Source organism: Hydrogenophaga sp. GW823-FHT04C09, assembly GCF_058796355.1.
The window spans coordinates 1-22,288 of the sequence record NZ_JBXAIO010000014.1; the positions used below are offsets into that span (position 1 = coordinate 1).

A 22,288-nucleotide genomic window follows, 5' to 3' on the forward strand; every position below is an offset into this window, starting at 1 on the left:
CGTGAGCTGCTTTGCTCACAAAGCGGTGGGTCAGTATTCGATGGAAATCTCGGGTCAGAGATCGGCGGAATTCAACATACCGAACCCCACATAATTCTCTGTAACGGCGGCAGAGAGACCTCACCGCGGGGCTCCTGAGGTCTTCGGGCGGGGCTTAGATACCCGTCGCCCCGATTAACATGGTTTACTTGAGCAAGCAAGGCGAGGCAACGCCTAGCCAGATTCGTCGTCGCTCTGACCGCATGTCACTATGACCTTCAAGCACTTGGGAAGTTTTTCTCAGGATATGGGCCAACTCTTCCCAACTTATGGGTTCTCTATACGCTGGCGAGCCTTGATTTCCCTAGGGGTGGCTTCTCAACATATGGAGCTACCTACACTGGGACCTGACGCGTAGGCCGCCAAAGTAACTGCAACTCCCGCCATAGTTCTGCTACTGGCGGACGCTAGTTACTGCAACTGGCCTAACGCCATAGCTTCTCAGCCGCGCGCTGTAGGTCGGCTACGCGGATGCGGTCAGTCGTGCCGCGCTAGCGAGGGACTGCATTTGAATGGCTAGGAGCGCACTGGCAGTTGCATCGCAAGACCCCAACGGCATGCGAATGGGCACCGCAAGTTTTTAGCAAACGCATCGCTTGCTGCATTTGCTGTTTATCAGTGCAGTGACGAACGCGCACTGTTGAACAGTAATGTGTCAATTTATTTCATGGTGCAGCCTTACTAGCTCGAAGCAGGCTACGTGGGTTCAAGCATAGGTTGCGTGCTTGCCATCCTCATAGCCATCGCAATTCCTGAGGTCGCAGGTTTGCGCGCCTCTGCAAGGCTTAACGAACAAGCCAACGAGCGGATGCTGAACGCGGCTCTCAAAGAGTTTGACCCGATCAGCACCTGCGTACCTCGCTTAAGGAGTTTTATGAGAGCAGCGCACTGGAGCGCTCGACTCCTACATCCGTTGGTGCAACAAGAAACGGATCAAGATCTGCCTGGGGGCTCTCCGCCCCATCGAATACAGGGAGAGCCTCGGACCTGTGGCACATAACCAGTTCAAGTTTTTATCCGCACCCCCTCTCGCAATGATCCCTGGTGCATTTTCACTGAGGTATCCATGTACCAATTTCTTGAAAACAACCGTGAGGAGCTCACAGCAAGGTGCAAACACAAGGTGGCACAGCGCCCTCAACGTGCGGCCACTGATCAACAGTTGTCGCATGGGATACCGATGTTTCTGGACCAGCTCATCCGCACGCTCAAGGCGGAAGACGAGGACAAGCAAGAGCTGAGCACCCGGATATCCGGACCTTCCGGAGGAGGCGCACTGCGCCTGTCGGAAATTGGTATGAGTGCTACCCGGCATGGCAAAGAACTGCTCGACCTGGGTTACACGGTCGATCAGGTCGTGCACGACTATGGGGATCTCTGCCAAGCCATCACCGACCTGGCATTTGAGCGTGATGCCCCCTTTGCCGTCACCGAATTTCGTACCTTGAATCGTTGTCTGGACAACGCCATCGCGGGCGCTGTCTCGGAGTTCAGCGCCCGACGAGACGCTCAGATCGCTGGTCTGCATGTTGCGGAAGAAAAGCAGCGCCTCGGCTTTTTAGTGCATGAGCTGAGGAACTCGCTGGGAACAGCCACGCTGGCAGTGCGTGCCCTTGAGCTGGGAAACATGCCCATCAGCGGCGCCACAGGTGCCATTCTCAAGCGCAGTCTGGCCGCACTGGCGCTACAGATTGGCAGAACCATCTCGGAAGTCAGCGCTTCAAAACCTCAGGAGCGTCAGCTGTTCAGCCTGGCGACGTTCATCTCGGACGTCGATCTGTGGGCCCGCCTCGATGTGAACCTGGTCAGATGCAGATTCGAAGTCCAGGCCGTCGATCCGACTTTGGCTCTCAGTGGGAACAAGGAGCTGCTTCATGCGGCACTGGCCAACGTCATTCAAAACGCATTCAAGTTCACCCAGTCCGATACCGTCGTCCGCCTGAGCGCACGCGCGGCCGGCAACCGGATACTGATCAGCGTGGCCGATCACTGCGGCGGTCTGACCCTGGGTGAGGAAAAGAAGATGTTCATTCCCTTCGCCCACAACACAGGCCGTATGGCTGGAATGGGACTTGGACTTTCCATCGCGAGGCAAAGCGTCGAGGCGGATATGGGTACGTTGACGGTCAAGGACGTCCCAGGGATCGGCTGCATTTTCACGCTCGATCTGCCAGGGCATTTGCTGCACTAGCAAATACGTCCTCCTTGCATCAGGATGACCTCAGGCCAATGGCGTCTAGCGCGGTCTCCAGCGCGTTGATATGGACGGGTTTCGTCATGTGGTCATCAAAGCCGCAGCGGAGCGCCTTTTCGCGATCAGAGGGCTGCCCGTAGCCGGTCAGCGCAATCAGGTGAAGGGACCGTGTCGCGGGCTCGGCCTTGAGTCGGCGTGCCAGCTCATAGCCATCCATGCCGGGCAGGCCGATGTCCACGATGCAGACGTCAGGGGCGCGGTCCGCCACCATGGCAAGGCATTCTTCTGCGTGCAGCGCAGTTCTGACCTCGTGTCCGGCCAGCGTCAGCAGACTGGCCAGCGTGTGGGCCGCGTCCGCGTTGTCGTCCACGATCAGCACTCGGGCAGGGGTCCCATTGTGTTGCCGGGGTGCTGCTTCCCCGCATGCCTCTAACCTTGCACCAGCAGGACACGCAAGAGGAAGAGAGACCGTGACCCGTGTTCCATGACCCTCATGGCCGTGATCGGCCTTGATGTTGCCGCCATGAAGTTCAACAATGCTTCTTGCAATGGTCAGACCAAGACCCAAGCCGCTCTTGGACCTCTGCAAACTTTGCTCGCCTTGAAAAAAGCGGTCGAACACCTGCGGTAACAGGTCGTCGGGAATGCCCGTCCCGCCATCTTCCACTGTGAGCATGGCTTCGCTCGTCCCGCGCTGAATCCAGATGGTGACAGGCTGGTCGGGCTCGCTGAATTTCGCGGCATTGCTCAGGAGATTGCCAACCACTTGAGCGAGCCGCAAAAAGTCGCCGCTCACGAAGATCGGCTCAGATTCGGCTTGGACGACCGGCTCAGCACGTCGATCAAAAAGAGGTTGGGTGACTTCGATGGCCCGCCAGGCCACAAGACGAAGGTCCACCTGCTCGAGCTGAAGCTGTATCTTGCCGGCGACGATCCTGGAAACGTCGAGCAGGTCATCAACCAGGTGCGTCAGGTGTGTGGCCTGCCGTTCGATGATCTCTCGCTCTCGGACGAACGCTGCGCCATCGCGGCGTTTCATGATCTCGATGGCCGTGAGAATAGGCGAGAGCGGATTCCTCAACTCGTGGCCCAGCATCGCCAGGAAATCATCTTTCGCCTTGCTCGCGGCGTTGGCCTTGTCCAGCGCGCTGTTGCACTCCGAGTACAGCCGGACGTTGTCCAGCGCGAGGGCTGCGCGCCGTCCCAACTCGCTGAACAAGGCCACGTCGTCCGCCTCGAAACGGCGTTCGGAATCGACCTGGATGGCCGCCATGGCCCCTATGACACGGTCCCTTGCCATCAGAGGCACGGCGCAGATCGCCTTCATGTCGGACACCTCCGCAAACTGGCGGTACAGCGGGTCCTCGATCTTCGACACACCGCCAAGTTCGAAGTGATGCACGTATTCGCGTCCCGAAGCGACCACCCACGACAGCGAGCCGTGCACCGTGGCCGACAGGGATCCGGATTGAACGATTTTCTCAATGGCCTCCAACCGCACGGGATCCACGTGGAAAGTGAGCTTTCGCGCCGGCGCTCCATCCGGACTCATGATATCGATGCGCAGAATGTCGGCAACACCGGGAACCACCGCCGCGGCGATCGCGTTGATCGTGCTCGTCTCATCGAGCGATTGCGTCAGCGAAGACGTCGCTGTCAGCAACATCTGGAGCCGCCCTCTTGTCGCCTCGGCCACTGCACGTGAACATATCTCGGAGCGCAGCAGGCTTTCCCGCTCATTTTCAGCGCGTGAACGCTCCTGACCCGCCGTCCAAAGCGCAAAGGAGACCTCGTCAAAGTCCGGCAGCCCTTTTGTCGGAGGAAGCAAAGGAGCTCCCTTTCCCAGCGCGACCGCGCCATCGCGCAAGGCCTGAGCGCGAACAGTGATTGACCGGCTGACCAGCCAGAAGAGCAAGCCCCCCAGCGCGAGCGAAAGCAGCAAGCCGGCCAGGTAGAGCCACGCGGCCCGCCAGAGTGCGGCGTGTGCGATCTCTGAAGATGCGCCGAGCGCAATCGTCCACCCCGTGCGCTCGATCCGCGAGACCGCCGTGTAGGCCTCATCCCCCTCCATGGTGGACGTCATCCCTACCCCCTCCTTCCTGTCGCCCAACTCCGCGAGCATGGTCTGGAGCGAGGGACTCGGTGGCGTGCCGAAGTATTTGCCGTGGTCTTTGGAGCGGGCCACCCGCTTCATGTTGGAGTCAAAGACGGACACCACCCAATCTCCCGGCAGCGCTTGGCGCTGAATGACTTCCAGGATGGAGTCGGTACTCACGATGGCCGTCAGCACGTACCGGACCTCGCCTGCGCGCAGAACAGGAATGCGCACGGTGTAGCCCACATTGCCTCGAGGGCCCGCGACCATCGGGCCCACCATGGGCGCTTGGGTACGCACCACATCCGCAACGCTTGAGCCTTCCATGGACTGGTGCATGCCACTCCCAAACGGGCTCTCGCTGCCGAAAACGATGGAGCCATCCGGGTTTGCCAGTACGACGCCTCGCCAATCCGGCCGCGCGGCACGAAGCGCCCGCGCGGCCGCATGTACCGACGGAAGCTGGGCGGCTTCAGCGTCCTGCATGGACTGAGCCAACGAAAAGGCCTCCAGCGTAGCCACCGTCCGCTGCATTCGCGCGTCGATGGCAGCTGCAAGCGCTTGAGTCATGCCAAGCGTCGCTTGTTCGACCTGCTGCTTCTGTTGATGAAGCATCACGACGAATGCGGCTGTTGCAAAAAGACAGAACGGGAGAATCGTTGCCACGCCCAACAACATCAGACGGCGGCGCAAAGAGAATCCGTGCCAGAACCGCTCGCGTGCGCGTTGCTCATCTGCTCGGTGCGCTGCCGCACCAACTGACTTGTGGTCACTTGCAGTCATGGGTCGTTGCTTCCATTCAAGATAGGGAGTTCCAGATCCACGAGGGCGCTCTGTGCGTTGACGTCGCAGCCAAACATACAGGGTAGTGAGTTTTCAGAAGATTGGGGTGTTGCAAGCCGTAAAGCCCCGGCGTTGTGAAGAACCTCACGTCATTGACCTCATCGGACCGGCAATGACTCTCCGCTGGTACAACGAGAAGCGCATCAAGCTCTCCTTTGACCCTCTCAGCCCCATCGAATAGCGAGAGAGCCTTGAACGGCCCAAAACCAGTCAAAGGTTCCCCCTCTGTCAATTTTTCAGTCGGCGTCAACAAGCCTCCCGGCGCGCACAATACCCTTATGTCTGCGCCCATGGATTGCCCATCGCCCCGAAAAACTGCGCAGTCAGATATGCGGGGGGTACTCTGGAACGATGAACAGGGCTAGCCCAACATCAGCGTGTGGCCATCGGGCTCCGCGCGGGCCACGAACTCGCTGGCAATGGCCCCGTTCGCGCCCGCCCGGTTGTCCACCAGCACCTCCTGCCCCAGCAGCCGCCCCATCTTGCCGGCAATGATGCGGGCCATGGTGTCGTTCCCGCCGCCGGCGGCGGTCGGGACGATGATGGTGATCGGTTTGCGTGCCGGGGCCGCCGCCTCCTCGGGACGCGGGAACACGTAGTCCGGCAGGTGCATTTCCCCTTGCATGATCTTGCGCGCCGTGCGAACCAGTGCGGCGCCCTTGACCTCGGCCGCGTCTCCCTGGCCGACGAGCTCCACCTCGACATCGATCTGGCCCGCCGGGTGCAGCACCACCAGCTTGTGGCGACCCGCTTCGCGCGCGATGCCGCTGGCGACCGTGCCGGGCAGAGCAAAGGCGCTGGCCACCCCGATGGCGCCCGTGACGGCGTGCGACGCGTGGCAGCGGTGCGGCGTGAAGTACCGCGAGGTGACGCTGTGGGGGGCATCGCCTTCGCTGACCAGCACCGGCTTCGGTATGACGCTGTTGGAGACGTCCCCCAGCCCCATCATCCGTCCCGCCTGCAGGCGCAGGGACTCGATGCGCGCCAGGAGCGCAGTGTTGGCGTCGAGGGCCACCGGCTTTTCCCGTCCCGTGACGCCCAGATCGGCCGCGCGCACGATCATCAGCGGCATGGCGGCGTCAATGCAGGTAACGGCCGTGCCGTCGATGTGGTCGATGCGCTGGCCCGTCGGAAAAACCTGGCCCGTCACCGCGCCCCACGCGTCCAGGAAGTCCAGCAGGATGGGAGCGGCCGTGCCGGCAACGCCGTCGATGCGAGCGTCGCCCTCGTACGTGACGCGACCGTTCGGCGTGCGCACCGTCACATCGATGCGAGAACGGGTGTTGACATTGAACACGCGCACCCGGGTCACGCCGTCCTGCGCCTTCACCAGGCCCTGCTCGATGCCGAACGGCGCCACACCCGACAGCATGTTGCCGCAGTTAGGCCGGGTGTCGACGGAACGGTGGCCCACGCCGACCTGCGCGAACAGGTAGTCGAGGTCGCAGTCGGGCTGGGTGGAGCGCGAAACGATGGCCACCTTGCTGTTCAAGGTGCTGCCGCCACCGACGCCGTCCAGCTGCAACGGGTCCGAAGCCCCGATCGCCCCGATCAGGGCCTGGTCGCGGGCCTCGTCACCGTCGGGCAACCACTCACGCAGAAAGAAGGGGCCGCGCGAGGTGCCGGCGCGCATGAGGACACAGGGAATGACTTTGTTCATGGGCCGCATTCTCAAGAGCCGCTTTGATTCTGTGAATTGCATAGTTGAGAAGCATTGATCCATGGTTTGCAATAAACAGGCAAGCCGTTCATTGATGCACCAAAGGCATCACTTGTTCTCAACATTGCAATTTACTTCGCCACCGGATGCGCCGAAACTGCCTGCTCGGCACCCGCCATTCCAGCCCTGAGAGCGAAGGACATCCTCATGACCCAGACCACCGACGACCTGCGCGCATGGATCGGTCGCAGCGAGACGGTGCACGACACCGTGAACCCAACGCCCGTGGCCGCCCTGACCGCCACGCTCGACCACCCTGCGGCCGACACCGCGCCCGGCACGCTGCTGCCACCGCTCTGGCACTGGCTGTACTTCCTGCCCCTGCATCGGCAATCCGACATCGGCGCCGACGGCCACGCCCGGCGCGGCGGCTTTCTGCCTCCGGTGCCGTTGCCGCGCCGCATGTGGGCTGGCAGCCAGTTCGAATTCCGCTCCCCGATCCGCGTGGGCGACCAGGTGGCCCGCACGTCCACCATCGACGACGTGAGCCGCAAGGAAGGCCGCACGGGCCCGCTGGTGTTCGTGAAGGTGCGTCACGAGATGCGGTGCAACGGTGCGGCTGAACCGGCCCTGGTGGAGTTCCACGACATCGTCTACCGCGACGCCCAGCAACCCGGCGATGTGGCGCCGCCCCCGCTGGCCGCCCCGGAACAGGCGACCTGGCGTCGCCAGGTCGTGCCGGACGACGTGCTGCTGTTCCGCTACTCGGCGCTCACCTTCAACGGCCACCGCATCCACTACGACCGGCAGTACGTGACCCAGGTCGAAGGCTACCCGGGCCTCATCGTGCACGGCCCGCTGATCGCCACGCTGCTGCTGGACCTGTTGCGCCGGGAGATGCCCACGGCCGACGTGGCCAGCTTCCGCTTCAAGGCGGTGCGCCCCACCTTCGACCTGCACGCCTTTCAGGTGCAAGGGGAGCCGTCCGCCGACGGCAAGACCGTGCGCCTGTGGGCGAGCGACCACGAAGGCTGGCTCACGATGGATGCCACCGCCGTGCTGCGCTGATTCTTTTCTCCACGATCACCCGAGACCCTCATGCAGCCACTCGCAGGCATCACCGTCGTCACCCTGGAACACGCCATCGCCGCGCCCTTCGCCACGCGCCAGCTGGCCGACCTGGGTGCGCGCGTCATCAAGATCGAGCGCCCCGGCACGGGCGATTTCGCGCGCGGCTACGACCAGCGGGTGCGCGGCCTGGCATCGCACTTCGTCTGGACCAACCGCTCCAAGGAAAGCCTCACGCTCGACGTCAAACACCCGGAGGCCGCCCGCGTCCTGGAACGGCTGGTGCTGGAGAAGGCCGACGTGGTGGTGCAGAACCTCGCGCCCGGCGCGGCGGCCCGGCTCGGCCTGGGCCACGAGGCGCTGTCGGCCATCAAGCCCGGGCTGATCGTCTGCGACATCTCGGGCTACGGCGACGACCGGGAGAACCCGGGGCCGTACCGCGACAAGAAGGCTTACGACCTGCTGATCCAGAGCGAAGCCGGGTTCGTGTCGGTGACCGGCACCGCCGACGAACCCTGCAAGGCCGGCCCGTCGATCGCGGACATCGCCGCGGGCATGTACGCCTACAGCAACATCCTCGCGGCCCTGATGCAGCGCAGCCAGACCGGCCGCGGCCAGCGCATCGACATCTCCATGCTGGAATCGCTGACCGAATGGACCAGCTACCCGCTGTATTACGCGTTCGAAGGCGCCGCGCCACCACCGCGCACCGGCGCCAGCCACGCCACGATCTATCCGTACGGCCCTTTCCCGGTCGGACCGGCGGAACACGGCGCCCACGTGATGCTGGGCCTGCAGAACGAGCGCGAATGGCTCAGCTTCTGTGAGAAGGTGCTGCTCCAGCCGGCCTTGGCCACCGACCCGCGCTTCACCGCCAACTTCAAGCGCGTCGCCGAACGCACCGCCCTGCGCCAGATCATCGTGGACACCTTTCGGCCGCTGACGGTGGCCGAGGTGGAGGCGCGGCTGGAGGTGGCGCAGATCGCCAACGCCCGCGTGAACACCATGGCCGACGTCTGGGCACACCCGCAACTCCAGGCGCGCCAGCGCTGGACCGAGGTGGGTTCACCCCAGGGGCCGCTGCCGGCCCTGCTGCCACCGGGCACCTGGAACGAAGGCCCGCGCATGGACCCGGTGCCAGCGCTCGGCGAGCACACCGATGCCATCCTGGCCGAGCTCGGCTACGGCGCGGACGGCATTGCCGCGCTGCGCGCGGCCCAGGCCATCTGAGCTGAGGGCGCGACCATGTCGGCGTCCCTCACCCCCGCACGCACCTACCTCTTCGTGCCCGGCTCGCGGCCCGATCGCTTCGACAAAGCCCTCGCCAGCGGCGCCGATGCGGTGGTGCTGGATCTTGAAGACGCCGTGGCGCCCGAGCACAAGGCCGCCGCGCGTGCCCACGTGGCCGGCTGGTTGCACAGCGCCGCACCGGCCGACCGGGCCCGCTGCGTGGTGCGCATCAACGATTCGACATCGGACGGGTTTGCGGACGACCTGGCCGCCCTGCCCGGCACCGGCGTGGCGCAGATCATGCTCCCCAAGGCCGAGCAGGCACAGCAGGTCGGCTTCGTCGTGGCGGCTGTGCCGGGTGTTCAGGTGCTGGCCCTCATCGAAAGCGCCAGGGGCGTGGCCCAGGTGGACGAGGTGGCGGGTGCCGTCGGCGTGGCCCGGCTGGTGTTCGGCACCCTGGATTTCGCCCTCGACCTGGACCTGGACATCCGCCACGACGCCATCGGCCTGAGTCACGCGGCGGCGCGCATCGCGCTGGCATCGCGCTTGGCCGACCTCCCCGCGCCCGTGGCTGGCGTTACCCCGCAACTGGACGACGAGGCACGGCTCATGGCCGACCTGGCCTGGGCCCGTTGCCACGGCTTCGGCGCCAAGCTGTGCATTCACCCCAACCAGGTCCTGCCGATCCACCGCGCGCTGCAGCCCGACGCGGCCGAGCTGGCCTGGGCCCGGCGCGTGCTGGCGGCCGATGCGGCGTCGCCCGGCGCGGCCCGGCTCGACGGCCGCATGGTCGATGCGCCTGTGGTGCGCCAGGCGCGCCGCACGCTGCGGGCCGCAGGGCACTGACCCCGGCTTTCATCCCCACCGATCACCCCAGAGAAAGACACACCATGGCATCCACCATCATCGATTCGCGCATCTTCGGCGACATGTTCAGCGACGCGCGCATGCGCGAGGTCTGGTCCGACGAGAACCGCACGGCCAAGTACCTCGACATCGAGCGCGCGCTGGCCAAGGTCCAGGGACAACTCGGCATCATTCCGCAGGAAGCGGCCGACGAGATCGTGAAGAACTGCGAGCTGTCGCAGATCGACTGGGTCAAGCTCAAGGCCAAGACCGAACAGATCGGCTACCCGATCATCGCGGTCGTCAACCAGATCAACGCCAACTGCCGCGACAAGCTGGGCGAGTACTGCCACTGGGGCGCCACCACCCAGGACATCACCGACACCGCCGCCGTCCTTCAGATGCGCGAAGGCCTCGCGCTGGTGGAGCAGGACCTGGACGAGATCGGCGACGCGCTGGCCGCGCTGGCCCGCAAGTACCGGGACACACCCGTGATCGGCCGCTCCAACCTGCAGCAGGCCACGCCCATCACCTTCGGCTACAAGATGGCCAGCATCCTGGCCGGCATCGACCGGCACCGCGAGCGGCTGCAGCAACTCAAACCGCGCGTGCTGATGGGCGAATTCGGTGGCGCCTCGGGCACCTTGTCGTCGCTGGAGAAGGGCGCGATGGAAACGCAGGCGGAGTTGATGAAGGAGCTGGGCCTCGCCCAGCCGCTGATCTCCTGGCACACGGTGCGCGACACCATCGCCGAGGTCGGCGCCTTCCTGGGGCTCGTCGGTGGCTCGCTCGGCAAGATCGCGATGGACGTCAAGCTCATGATGCAGACCGAAGTGGCCGAGGTGTTCGAGCCTTATGCGCCGGGGCGCGGCTCTTCCTCCACCATGCCGCAGAAGCGCAACCCGATTTCCTGCCTCTACATCCATGCCAACATCTCGGTTGCACGGCAGCACGCCGCCGCCCTGATGGACGCGATGGTCGCCGACCACGAGCGCTCCACCGGCCCTTGGGAGATCGAGTGGGTGTCGCTGCCCGAGATCTTCTGCCTGATGTCCGGCGCGCTGAAACAGACCAAGTTCGTGCTCAAGGGCCTCGAAGTGGACGCCACCCGCATGCGCGCCAACATCGACATCACCCACGGTCTGGTGATGTCGGAGGCGGTGATGATGGGCCTGGGGCCCTACATCGGCCGCGAATACGCGCACGACCTGGTCTACGACCTGTGCCGCCAGGCCTTGAAGGAAAACCAGCCTCTGATCGAGATCCTGGCCGTGCACCCGGAGATCACCGCCCACGTGACCCGGGCCCAGCTCGAAGCCATGTGCGAACCGGCCAACCACCTGGGCCAAGCCGGCGTCATGGTCGATCGCGTGCTCGCGGCGCGGCGCTGAGGCCCTCGGCGGCCTTGCCGCGTTTCGCCTTCATCTCCGCGAAGAATTCATACAGCTGCAGCGCCGCCGGCGAAAGCGAGCGGCCCTTGCGCCGGATCAGCCCGACTTTGCGGGTGACGATCGGATCCACCAGCGGCACGCTCACCAGCAGCGGGTGGCCGGGGGCGGGCATGGCCATCGACGGCACCGCCGCCACGCCCAGGCCCGCTTCGACCAGGCCCAGCATGGTCGTCACATGCTGGGCTTCGTAGATGTTCTGCGGCAGGCCGGGCTGGCCGGACAACGCCTGGTCGATCAACAGGCGGTTGCCCGAGGCCTTGCTCACCGAGATGTAGTCGTACTTGGCCAGTTCGGCCCAGGACACGCGGCGCTTCTTGGCAATGGCGTGATCGCGGCGGCAGGCCGCCACGAAGCGCTCCTCCAGCAGCGGCTTGAACTCGATGTCGGGTTCCTGGCTGCCCATGAAGTTGAGCCCGAAATCCGCCTCGCCGCGCGACACGGCGGACAGCACCTCGTTCGCGCTGGCGTCGAAGATCTTCACCCGGATCTTGGGGTACTGTTCGCGGTAGCGCGAGATCACGTGCGAGATGAAGTAGTACACCGTGGACGGCACGCAGGCGATCGTGACCTCGCCCATGCGGGTGCTGCCCACCCCGCGAATGCCCAGCAAGGTGTTGTCCAGCTCGTCCAGCAACTGCTGCACTTTTCGGTCGAAGTCGCGGCCGACGGCTGTGAGTTCGACCTTGCGCGTGGTGCGCTCCAGCAGCTTGACCCCCAGGGCCTCTTCCAGCTTCTCGATGCGCCGGCTGAACGCGGGCTGCGACACGTGCAGCGCGTTGGCGGCCTTGCGAAAGCTGCTGAGTTCGGCCACGGCGCGGAACGCCTGCAGGTCGTTAAGGTTGAAGTTGATGGCCATGGCAGCTTGGAGGGTGTTCTGGTTGATCCAAATTGTGCATCAATGCTTCACAAACATGCAATTTACTTGGCATAGGACAACAGCGACGATACGTTCCGAGATTCAAAGCCACCCCCACCCATCGGAGAAGACAAATGCAGATTCAGAAAAGACGCGTGCTCAGCACCGTGGCCCTTGCGATCACCGCCACCTGGGCGTGTGGCAGCGCGCTGGCGGCGTACCCCGAAAGGACCATCAGCATCGTGGTGCCGACGTCGGCGGGCGGCGCCAACGACGCCATGGCCCGGACCATCGGCCAGGCCCTGTCGCTGCTGCTCAAGCAGTCCTTCATCGTGGACAACAAGGCCGGCGGCAATGGCGCGATCGCCAGCGAGTTCGTGGCACGCGCCGCACCCGATGGCTACACGCTGATGCTGGGCTACATCGCCACCCATGCGATGAACCCCGCGCTGCAGAAGCTGCGCTACGACCCCGTCAAGGACTTCGAACCGGTGGGCATGGTGGGCTACTCCGCCACGCTCATGGTGGCCAACACCCAGGTGCCCGCCAACAACGCGAAGGAGCTGGTGACCTTTATGAAGGCCAACCCGGACAAGATCAACTACGCGTCGGCGGGCAACGGCACGGCACCGCACTTCGCGGCCGAGATGTTCAAGCTGTCCACCGGCACCGCGATGACGCACGTACCTTACAAGGGCTCCGCACCGGCCGTGACCGACACCATCGCGGGCCAGACGCAAGTGATGTTCCCCAGCCTGTTCACGGCGATGCCGAACGTGAAGAACGGCAAGCTCAAGGCCCTGGGACTGGCCGGCTCCAAGCGGTCACCGCTGATGCCCGACGTGCCCACGCTCAAGGAGCAGGGCATCAACAACGTGGACGTGTCGCAGTGGTACGCCATCTTCGCGCCCGCCAAGACACCCAAGCCGGTGCTGGAGCAGTTGAACAAGGCGCTGAACCAGGTGCTCGCCGACCCCAGCGTCGTCAAACGCCTTGAAGAGCATGGGGCTGAAGTCGACGCGATGGGCCTGGACGAGATGCGTGGCTTCCTACAGGCCGAGCAGGTGAAGTGGAAGCAGGTGGTGCAGGCCGCGAAACTGAAGGCCGACTGAAGTTCCACCCGACGCAGCTGCTCTCACGCATTTTTTCACGTGATTGTGTTGTCTTCCATTGAAAACTGACCCAGTGGAGATGCGGACGAAAACTTTGACTTGCGGCATAAACCAGTCCACGTATTTGTCCGCACCCCTCGGGGGGGGGGTGATGCGGACGTTTACTTGGACTGGTTTGACACCGGAAGTCCAGTCTCAGGAACTTTGGCACCGAAGTAGGCCAGTCGCACCAACTTCGACCCGAACCGAGCCAGCCCTATGGCACGAGGTCTCGTAAGTTCTTGATTGTTGGAATGCGCCAGAGCAATTACCGTGGCGCCCTACGTGACGAATCAACGGCCCGCCGTCATGGGCCCGCTTTGTCTGCTGAACCCCAGGAAAGCACGCACAGCCTGACGGAGATCCTCTCCTCAAACCAAGGCATTGCGCCACCGGGCTGGTGGATCGAAAGACCCAGGACCTTGTCTTCCAGGCGGCTCTCGGCATTGAAAAAATGCGCGGCCGCTTCGGTCGAGACCAGCGCGGGTGACAACAGGAAACCGGTCTGGCCCGCCTCGCGCAGATACCGGAAATCGGTGCTCCCCATCGGGGTGGCGATCGTCATGCGAAGAACGGGGGGACCGGTCAACACGCCCAGGATCCGTCCGAACCAGGTGGTTTCCACGTCCATCTCGGCCCAAACCGCTTGATCCGGGCCCACGGAGGGAATCAGCAGGGGCAGATCGAACTCCGTTTCAGACGTGCGGCACCGCTCGGACTGCGCCAGCGGCGAAGCACGGCGCGTCAACAGCAGGGCGTTCGGCGTCTGCCGGTCAACTTGGTACTGCCGTCGGTAGGCTCCCAGGGTGAGCGGATCTTCCTGGGCTGCGTAGCGGCCATCGATGGGCACGACGCTGAAAACCACCGACCGCGGAGCCTGCGGGCTGGCGAGGAAATCCGCGTTGCGCGCCGACATGTAGCGGCTGGTGGCAAAGTAGGACTGAAATGCGGGCCGCGAGGCGATCGGCAACCCCGACGCGTAAGCCAGACTGAACTCGAAGGGGAAGACATCGATGGGGCCTTCAACGCCCACAAATGGCAGGGCTGAGCGTGCCTCCATGAGCGCCGTCTCGTGGTGACGGCGCCTGTCGGCATCCGAGGCGGCCCGGTATCCTGGGTCCAGCACATAGCGGATGCGATTCTCCACAGCGTGGACGTATCCTGTGATGTAGCCCCCCTGCGGGAGCACGGATGCCGAGATGTGGATGACCAGCAAAGCCGCTGCCATCGCCACCGCGGCAATCACACGCCGGTGGTGGCGGGTCGGGACGTCGACGCTTGGGCTCCCAAGTTGCACGGCGCACAGCAAGGCCAGCGCGAGAAACGAAGCTCCGGGGTTCGCGCCATGCCGAACAAAACCCATCTTGTAGGCCACCAGCAGATACCCCAGCGTGAGGAGGCTGAGCACGGTGCTGGCAGGCTGGGTCATGCGCAGCGTCGCAGCGAGAAGGACTGCGGCGCCAACGATGTAGGCGCCATGCAGCGCGAGCGGCGCGGGCAGTCCCATGTCCGCGTTGTAGGCCAGCGAGACATCGACATAGCCGCGCAGAAAGGCGAACACGCCTGAGACATCCTGGCCAGACAACCAGAACAGCAGGACGAAGGACAAGACAAAACACACGGGGACAATGGGCCGGTAGTCCCGCACGGTGAAGCGGTAGATGCTCGCCAGGACAAGGGCGGGCAAGGTAAAGAACAGGGCGTTCGCCTTGACCAGGCATGCAAACGCGGCGGCGAACGCGAGCAGAACCGAAAGCGCGAGTTGCGCGGCATTGCCCTGCTGTCTGCGGCATTCATGGTGGCACAGCAGCAAGGCCGGCAGGAGCAGGTACACATCCCGCCAGATGCCCATCAGCAGGGTGAGGCCCCCCCAGGCCAGCAAAGCCCCTGCGCTCCTGATTTGCAGTACCAGGAAACAACCGATGCCCACCATCAGCAGGAAGGCGGCCTTGTAGAGCAGCCTTTGCTGATGGGATTGTTCGAAGTAAATGACCGACTCGATGAAAGACAACGGCCCGTAGTTGAATAGGATCTGACTGCCGTGCTGAAGTTTATTTTCATGGGCGTACCCCAGCATCACGTGCCAAGACAAATCGAGCCCGCGCATTGATGGTGCGAAATCCCCGTACAGCAAATACCCGAGCATGAACAGCGTTCCGGCAAGCGGCACCGCGAAAGAGAGAAGTCGGGTTTTCATGGATGGATGGACGTCGAGCGAGAACTGTTTTTTTTATCGGCGAACCCTGCGGCCGTTGTCCATTCCAGCCCGTGGCATGGACAACTCCCATGCTAGCATCGCCGCCATGCGTCCACCTCGCCTCTCCATCACCATGCGATGCATTGGTGGTGCCATCGGCCTGGCATTGGACTGCACCATCCACCGCGAAAGCGTTGCACCCCAGGCGGCCTGATGGAGTTGCATGGCTGGGGTCGCTATCCGAGGCAAGAAGCCCATGTGGCCGAGCCGCTGTCGAGACAGCAGTGCATGCGCACCGTGCCAGGCGCCTTGCCACTGATTGCTCGCGGGCGGGGGCGAAGCTATGGCGACAGTGCGCTGGGCCCCCAGGTTCTTTCAACCCGCTATCTGGATCGGTTTCATGACTTTGATCCGGAGACGGGTGTGCTTTCCTGCGATGCAGGTGTTTCGCTGGATGACATTCTGCGAACCTTCGTGCCACGCGGCTGGTTCCTGCCCGTCATGCCCGGCACACGCTTCATCACCGTCGGCGGTGCCATTGCCAGTGACGTCCACGGAAAGAACCACCACCGTGACGGCACCTTCAGCGCCCATGTTGCGTCGATTCGGATTCTTTTGGGCAACGGGGAGTGCGTGGGTGCGTCCCCATCCGACAAGGCCGAGCTTTTCCACGCCACCTGTGGCGGGATGGGCCTGACCGGCGTCATCGTGTCCGCCGTGTTGCGGCTCAAAGCCATCACCGCCAGCGACATCCTGGAGACCAGGATCAAGACACCCAGCCTGGACGCGGTGCTCGAAGCCTTTGACGCGCACGCCGCAAGCGCCTATTCGGTCGCCTGGATCGACTGCATGGCGCGTGGCACCCACCTGGGCCGCTCCATTCTCGTCATGGGGGAGCAATGCACCGAAGGCCCGCTGGTCGCACAACAGGTCAAGGCCCTTGGAATACCTGCCGAAATGCCCTCGGGTTTGCTCAATCGAGCGGTGGCCAAGATGTTCAATGCCGCCTATTACGGCCGGGCACGCGCCAATGCACAAAAGTCGCGCAAGCCGTTCGAGTCATTTATTGCCCCGCTGGATGCCATTGCCGGGTGGAGCAGCTTGTATGGCCGCCCTGGATTTCTGCAATACCAGTTTGTATTGCCCAAGGCATCCGGTGCGGACGGATTGCGGGAAATACTCCAACACATCGGCCAATCCAGACTCGGTGCTTTCCTCGCTGTTCTGAAATTGTTTGGCGACGCCAATGCCAACCCGTTGAGTTTCCCCCTGAAAGGGTATTCGTTGGCGGTGGATTTCAAAGCGAAAGCCGCGACATTTGAACTGCTCGACGTGCTGGACAGCATCGTTGCCGCGCACGGCGGGCGGCTGTATCTGGCCAAGGATGCTCGGATGAGCGAAGCCATGTTCAAGGCGGGCTACCCACGGTGGCAGGAGTTCGAGGACGTGCGTGCCCGCTGGCATGCCCACGGCAAATTCATGTCGACCCAATCCCGCCGACTGGGTTTGGCATAAGCGCTGCACGCAGGCACGCCCTTCAGATTCATCTGGACCCAACAAATCATGACGAGAATTTTGATCATCGGTGCGACTTCAGCCATCGCGAAAGCGACGGCGCGTCGCTGGGCGCGCGAGGGGCATGAGCTCTATCTGGTCGGGCGCGACAGGGATCATCTGCACGAGATCGCGGGTGATCTGAAAGTTCGCGGCGCTCAGTCGGTCCAGTGCGCGGCGCTGGACGTGAACGACTTCGCACAGCATGCCGCTGTGATCGACGCCGCCGCAGGCGCCCTCGGGGGGCTCGACGTGGCCCTGATTGCCCACGGCACATTGGGCGATCAAAAAGCCTGTGAGCAGGATTTCCAGGCCGCGCTCCAGGAACTGAACACCAACGCCATCAGCGTGATCTCGTTGCTCACCCATCTGGCGAACCGATTTGAAGTGCAAAAGCAGGGCGCCATCGTTGTTCTCGGTTCGGTGGCCGGCGATCGCGGCAGGCAATCCAACTACGTGTACGGCACCGCGAAAAGTGCCGTGGCGACGTTCCTGCAAGGCCTGCGCAACCGATTGCACAAGTCGGGCGTCCAGGTCTTGACGATCAAGCCGGGGTTCGTGGACACACCGATGACGGCGGCATTCGACAAGAAGGGGCCGCTTTGGAGTTCTCCCGATGCCATCGCCCAAGAGATTCTTCGCGGCATCGCCAAGCGACGCGATGTCGTTTACGCGCCCTGGTTCTGGTGGGGCGTGATGGCCATCATCCGGTCCATTCCCGAGCGCCTCTTCAAGAGGTTGTCGCTCTAACCCTTGCCGACCGGCGGCGAGGTCGGCGCTTGTGTCAAAGTCGCGGTCATGACTTCCCGCACGAGCAGCGCCGCCGATTTCCTTCTGGCGCCTGAGGTTCAACAGATCCTCAAAACCGTTTTCGCCAACCCCACCCAACCGCACTCGAGGTCCGCGCTCGCCAAGGCGACGCGGCTGACGCCCGACGATGTCGAGCGCACGCAGCAGCACCTGCTGCAGAGCGGCATTCTGATCCAGCACCCCGCCGAAGCCGATGGCGAGGCCGGGCCGGTGAGCGCGAACACCGGCTTCGTCTTCTACGCCGAGCTGCGCCGCATCGCGCTCAAGTCCTTCGCCGCGGCGGAGCCGCTGCGCGCCATGCTGCGCACCAAGTTCAAGGACTCGGTGCTGCAGGCCGTGCTGCTGGGCGAGGACGCCGAGGGCACGCTGAACCTGCTCATCGTGCACGGCGAACGCCTGCCCGATGCCGCCGCCATGGCCGCGGCCTGCCAGAAGCTGCGGGGCACGCTGGGGCGCCACCTTCAGGTGCACGTGCTGAGCCACGCCTCCTTCGAGGCCCATGCGGCGCGAACCCAGTTGGCGCGGCGCCTGGCCTCGGGCGAAGCGATGCAGATCCTCGCCCCGGGCGAGACCAAAGCCCAGGCGCCCAGCGGGCGCGGTGGTCTCTTGCAGGCCGCCAAGGCGCGCTTGACGGCGTTCAGGCTCTGACAGGGCTCAGCCCTTCAACAGCGCGCGCGATGGCACGCCAAAGCAGACTCTTTGGCGCCCGGCGGCGGCCGCCTCAGCTCGCCTGGGGCGCCTCGCCGCGAAGAAAGACCTCGAGGCCCCCGAGGAAAATCTCGACATGGGCGTCGAAGCTGCTGTTGAGCGGCACGTCGGTGCCGTTCTGCCAGCGCAGGATGAAAGCGCGGTTGGCCAGCAAGGGCAGGTAGCGCACCAGCGTGGGATTGGCCAGCGGGTCGATGGAGCGCACCCGGCCTTCCAGCGCGGTGGCCCAGCCCTCGGGATCGTCGGTGGGCAGGGGCGCCAGTTCCATCGTCATGAAACCCATCATCGCGGAGATGACGCAGTTGTAGGCCTCGCGCAGGTTGGCCTCGGTGGCGCCCGCTTCCAGCAGGGCCTGGATGACGCCTTCGATCAGGTCGGTGCTCAAGGCGCCGTTTGACGCCAGCTGCGCACCGATCAACTGCGCCACGTTGGGGTGCTTGCGCACGGACTTGCGGTAGCGGTTGAACAGCTTGCGCATCCAGGCGCGCCAGTCGCCTTCGCCGCGTGGCGGCACCACACCGGCCATCACCAGGTTCGACACCTCGGCCAGCAGCGCGTCCTTCGACGCCAGGTGCCAGTAGATGGTGCTGGGGTACACGTCCAGCGACCGCGCCACGTCCCGCATGCTGAACGCATGGATGCCCACCCGGTCGATCTGGGCAAGCGCCACCTCGACGATGAGCTCGCGCGTGATGGTGCTGTTGGTGGGCCTTCCCGCCGTCTTGCGGGCGGGCTTGGAGGAAGCTGAGGGGGGCATGGCGTCGGGACGGCGTTGAGGATGCCGGGCCGATGGTACACGCTCCACCCGCGTGCCACGCACCCTTCCCGGGCGCCCCAACGGCCCGTTTGGTGCGTTGCGCGCACCGTTGTCGGGCAAGGGCTCCAGCCTGCCGCCTAGGGTTATCCCTCTCCTGTCGCCATGCTCCATCCGACAAAATCTAATTATCCAGTGAACAATAAAGTAATTGTCATGCGTGGCATATTGCTTGCTTGAAGCTGAACGTCCCCACTCAACGTGTCCACCAAGGAATGCCCATGCCCTTCACGCGCCGCTTCATGTTCGCCTCCACCCTGGGGGCTGCCCTCGTCCTCGCGGCGTCGTCCGCCCTGGCGCAGGGCAGCACGTTCCGCCTGGTGCCTTCGTCCGATCTGAAGGTGCTGGACCCGGTCTGGACCACGGCCGTGGTCACCCGCAACCACAGCTACATGATTTACGACACGCTCTTCGGCACCGACGCCAAAGGGCGCATCCAGCCGCAGATGGTCGAGTCCCACAGCGTGAGCAGCGATGGCAAGAGCTGGACGTTCAAGCTGCGCGCCGGCCTGGCCTTCCACGACGGCCAGCCGGTGACGGCCGAGGATGTGCTCGCCTCGCTGGCGCGCTGGGCCAAGCGCGACCCCATGGGCCAGCGCATGTACGCGGTGCTGGACAAGGCCGAGGCGGTGTCGGCCGGCAGCTTCCGCCTGGTGTTCACCGAACCGTATGGCGTGGTGCTCGAGTCCCTGGGCAAGCCCTCGTCCCTGGTGCCCTTCATCATGCCCAAACGCATCGCCGACACGCCGGCCGACAAGCAGATCGCCGAGCACATCGGCTCGGGCCCGTACGTCTTCAAGGCCGACGAGTTCCGCCCGGGCGAGCGCGCCGTTTACCTGAAGAACGACAAGTACGTGCCGCGCACCGAAGCCCCCTCGGGCACCACCGGTGGCAAGACGGTGAAGGTCGATCGCGTGGAGTGGGTGGTGCTCAAGGACGCGCAGACACAGGTCAATGCCCTGGTCAACGGCGAGGTCGACATGCTCGAGTCCGTGCCCTTCGAGCACTACAACGCCCTGAAGGCCAACAACCGCATCACCACCGCGGCCGCGGCCGGCGGGCAGTACCTGCTGCGCTTCAACCACCTGGTGCCACCGTTCAACGACGTGCGGGTGCGCCAGGCCGCCATGCTGTCCATGAACCAGGACGCGCTGCTGCGCACGCAGGTCGGCATTCCCGAGCTGTACAAGACCTGCATGTCGGTCTACCCCTGCGGCTCGCCGTTGGCTTCGACCAAGAGCCTGGGCTTCACCGACAAGCCGCAGTTCGCCAAGGCGCGTGAACTGCTGAAGGCCGCGGGCTACAAGGGCCAGCCGGTGGTGCTGCTGCACGCCACCGACAACAGCCTGCTGGCCAAGCTGCCGCCGGTGGTGGCGCAGCTGCTGCGCCAGGGCGGCTTCACCGTCGACATGAAATCGATGGACTGGGGCTCGGTGGTGGCGCGCCGCGCCAAGAAGGAGCCGGCGAGCCAGGGCGGCTGGGACGCCTTCGTGACCTACTGGGGCACCGAGGACGCGTTGAACCCGATCAACTACGCCCCGCTGTCGGCCAACGGCGAAGCCGGCTGGTTCGGCTGGGCCAGCGACGAGCGCCTGGAGCAGCTCCGCTCCGCCTACGCGCGCGCCACCACCGAAGCGCAGCGCAAGCAGCTGGCCGACGACATCCAGGTGCGCGCCTACGAGATCGGCGCCTTCGCCCCCATGGGCGAGCTGCTGCGCCCGGTGGCCTTCCGCAAAGGCGTGGTCAGCGGCGTGCTCGTCGGAGCGACCAACGTCTACTGGAACATCAGCAAGCCCTGACGCACCGCCGGTCCCCACGCCATGTACACCTTCATCGCCCGCCGGCTGCTTTCGACGCTGCCGGTCCTGATCTTCGTCGCGGTCTTCGTGTTCCTGATCCTGCGTTTGACGCCCGGCGACCCCGCGGCGCTCATCGTGGGCGACATGGGCACCGAGGCCGACCTCGCCCGCGTGCGCCAGAGCCTGGGGCTGGACGGTTCGCTCCCCTCGCAGTTCCTGATCTGGATCGGGGAGCTGCTGCGCGGCGACCTGGGCGAGTCCTACTACTTCAAGACCAGCGTGGCCACGCTGATCGCGCAGCGCCTGGAGCCCACGCTCTCGCTGGCCGCGCTCACCATCGTGCTGGCCGTGCTGATCGCCGTGCCGCTGGGCGTGCTCGCGGCGGCGCGCCATGGCGGCTGGCTCGACCGCATGCTCATGGGTTTCTCGGTGCTGGGCTTCTCGGTGCCGGTGTTCGTCATCGGCTACGCGCTGATCTGGCTGTTCGCCCTCAAGCTGGGCTGGCTGCCGGTGCAGGGTTATGCGCGCCTCTCTTCGGGCGTGGGCCCCTGGCTCGCGAACCTGGTGCTGCCCGCCATCACGCTCTCGCTGGTCTACACCGCGCTGATCGCGCGGGTCACGCGCGCGGCGGTGTCGGAGGCCTTGACCGAAGACCACATCCGCACCGCGCGGGCCAAGGGCCTGGCCGAGCGCGCCGTCCTCATGCGGCACGCGCTGGCCAACGCCGCCGTGCCCATCGTCACGGTGATCGGCATCGGCATCGCGCTGCTGATCGGTGGCGTGGTGGTCACCGAGACCGTGTTCGCCATCCCCGGCCTGGGCCAGCTCACCGTGGACGCGGTGCTCTCGCGCGACTTCCCGGTCATCCAGGGCGTGATCCTGCTGTTCTCGGTGGTCTACGTGCTCATCAACCTGCTGATCGACCTGAGCTACGTGCTGCTGGATCCGCGCATCCGCTACTGACCGACCTGCC

General features: G+C 64.4%; 16 protein-coding genes and 1 pseudogene. 12 read left to right on the top strand and 5 right to left on the bottom strand.

Translation table 11 applies throughout. The features are described from left to right. Positions 1-935: 935 nt before the first annotated feature. Positions 936-1,034 (top strand): annotated as a pseudogene (locus tag AC1Q9M_RS25050) (integrase core domain-containing protein); the annotation flags it as partial. A 71-nt stretch (positions 1,035-1,105) separates the two neighbouring features. Beyond that, positions 1,106-2,230 (top strand): sensor histidine kinase, encoded by a 1,125-nt coding sequence (locus AC1Q9M_RS25055; RefSeq protein ID WP_444688873.1) that lies wholly within the window; start codon positions 1,106-1,108, stop codon positions 2,228-2,230. Positions 2,231-2,249: 19 nt separating this feature from the next. On the opposite strand, the gene AC1Q9M_RS25060 is transcribed toward AC1Q9M_RS25055, so the two are convergent. Together AC1Q9M_RS25060 and AC1Q9M_RS25065 are read right to left on the bottom strand one after the other, a co-directional pair. Beyond that, positions 2,250-5,111: a hybrid sensor histidine kinase/response regulator gene (locus tag AC1Q9M_RS25060; RefSeq protein WP_492436347.1), complete on the bottom strand. Its 2,862-nt coding sequence runs from the start codon at positions 5,109-5,111 to the stop codon at positions 2,250-2,252. 421 nt (positions 5,112-5,532) lie between these two features. Beyond that, positions 5,533-6,831 (bottom strand): 4-oxalomesaconate tautomerase, encoded by a 1,299-nt coding sequence (locus AC1Q9M_RS25065; RefSeq protein ID WP_492436349.1) that lies wholly within the window; start codon positions 6,829-6,831, stop codon positions 5,533-5,535. A 207-nt stretch (positions 6,832-7,038) separates the two neighbouring features. Here AC1Q9M_RS25065 and AC1Q9M_RS25070 point away from each other — a divergent pair, with 207 nt between their 5' ends. From AC1Q9M_RS25070 to pcaB, 4 genes are read left to right on the top strand one after another with little or no spacing between them, the layout of a single operon-like run. Further along, positions 7,039-7,899, top strand: coding sequence for an HTD2 family dehydratase (locus tag AC1Q9M_RS25070; RefSeq protein WP_382322435.1), 861 nt, complete (start codon positions 7,039-7,041; stop codon positions 7,897-7,899). A gap of 30 nt (positions 7,900-7,929) precedes the next feature. Beyond that, positions 7,930-9,129, top strand: a complete 1,200-nt coding sequence (locus AC1Q9M_RS25075) for a CaiB/BaiF CoA transferase family protein (RefSeq protein WP_444688868.1) — start codon at positions 7,930-7,932, stop codon at positions 9,127-9,129. Positions 9,130-9,144: 15 nt separating this feature from the next. After that, a complete protein-coding gene (locus AC1Q9M_RS25080) occupies positions 9,145-9,975 on the top strand; it encodes an HpcH/HpaI aldolase/citrate lyase family protein (RefSeq protein ID WP_382322437.1) in 831 nt (276 codons plus the stop codon). 44 nt (positions 9,976-10,019) lie between these two features. After that, positions 10,020-11,366, top strand: coding sequence for a 3-carboxy-cis,cis-muconate cycloisomerase (gene pcaB / locus AC1Q9M_RS25085; RefSeq protein ID WP_444688867.1), 1,347 nt, complete (start codon positions 10,020-10,022; stop codon positions 11,364-11,366). Here the strand turns inward: pcaB and AC1Q9M_RS25090 are convergent. Beyond that, positions 11,332-12,282: a LysR family transcriptional regulator gene (locus tag AC1Q9M_RS25090; RefSeq protein ID WP_382322438.1), complete on the bottom strand. Its 951-nt coding sequence runs from the start codon at positions 12,280-12,282 to the stop codon at positions 11,332-11,334. The genes pcaB and AC1Q9M_RS25090 overlap by 35 nt on opposite strands. A gap of 134 nt (positions 12,283-12,416) precedes the next feature. Here AC1Q9M_RS25090 and AC1Q9M_RS25095 point away from each other — a divergent pair, with 134 nt between their 5' ends. Next, a complete protein-coding gene (locus AC1Q9M_RS25095; protein ID WP_382327906.1) occupies positions 12,417-13,394 on the top strand; it encodes a Bug family tripartite tricarboxylate transporter substrate binding protein in 978 nt (325 codons plus the stop codon). A gap of 346 nt (positions 13,395-13,740) precedes the next feature. Here the strand turns inward: AC1Q9M_RS25095 and AC1Q9M_RS25100 are convergent, their stop codons facing one another. Next, entirely contained in the window at positions 13,741-15,630 is a 1,890-nt protein-coding gene (locus tag AC1Q9M_RS25100) for a hypothetical protein (RefSeq protein ID WP_382322440.1), read from the bottom strand. Between the two features lie 258 nt (positions 15,631-15,888). On the opposite strand from AC1Q9M_RS25100, the gene AC1Q9M_RS25105 reads away from it, so the two are divergent. From AC1Q9M_RS25105 to AC1Q9M_RS25115, 3 genes are read left to right on the top strand one after another with little or no spacing between them, the layout of a single operon-like run. Continuing rightward, a complete protein-coding gene (locus AC1Q9M_RS25105) occupies positions 15,889-17,145 on the top strand; it encodes an FAD-binding oxidoreductase (protein WP_492436354.1) in 1,257 nt (418 codons plus the stop codon). Between the two features lie 48 nt (positions 17,146-17,193). Beyond that, positions 17,194-17,934, top strand: coding sequence for an SDR family oxidoreductase (locus tag AC1Q9M_RS25110; RefSeq protein ID WP_382322442.1), 741 nt, complete (start codon positions 17,194-17,196; stop codon positions 17,932-17,934). 48 nt (positions 17,935-17,982) lie between these two features. Further along, positions 17,983-18,642, top strand: a complete 660-nt coding sequence (locus AC1Q9M_RS25115; RefSeq protein ID WP_382322443.1) for a hypothetical protein — start codon at positions 17,983-17,985, stop codon at positions 18,640-18,642. A gap of 73 nt (positions 18,643-18,715) precedes the next feature. On the opposite strand, the gene AC1Q9M_RS25120 is transcribed toward AC1Q9M_RS25115, so the two are convergent. After that, the gene (locus AC1Q9M_RS25120; protein WP_382322444.1) at positions 18,716-19,459 is read right to left on the bottom strand and encodes a TetR/AcrR family transcriptional regulator; all 744 of its coding nucleotides are present in this window, start codon (positions 19,457-19,459) and stop codon (positions 18,716-18,718) included. 278 nt (positions 19,460-19,737) lie between these two features. Here AC1Q9M_RS25120 and AC1Q9M_RS25125 point away from each other — a divergent pair, with 278 nt between their 5' ends. Both AC1Q9M_RS25125 and AC1Q9M_RS25130 read left to right on the top strand, forming a co-directional pair. Further along, on the top strand, positions 19,738-21,315 hold the full coding sequence (locus AC1Q9M_RS25125; RefSeq protein ID WP_382322445.1) for an ABC transporter substrate-binding protein: 1,578 nt from the start codon (positions 19,738-19,740) through the stop codon (positions 21,313-21,315). 21 nt (positions 21,316-21,336) lie between these two features. Continuing rightward, complete coding sequence (locus AC1Q9M_RS25130) at positions 21,337-22,278, top strand: ABC transporter permease (RefSeq protein ID WP_444688860.1); 942 nt, start codon at positions 21,337-21,339, stop codon at positions 22,276-22,278. The last annotated feature ends 10 nt before the right edge of the window (positions 22,279-22,288 follow it).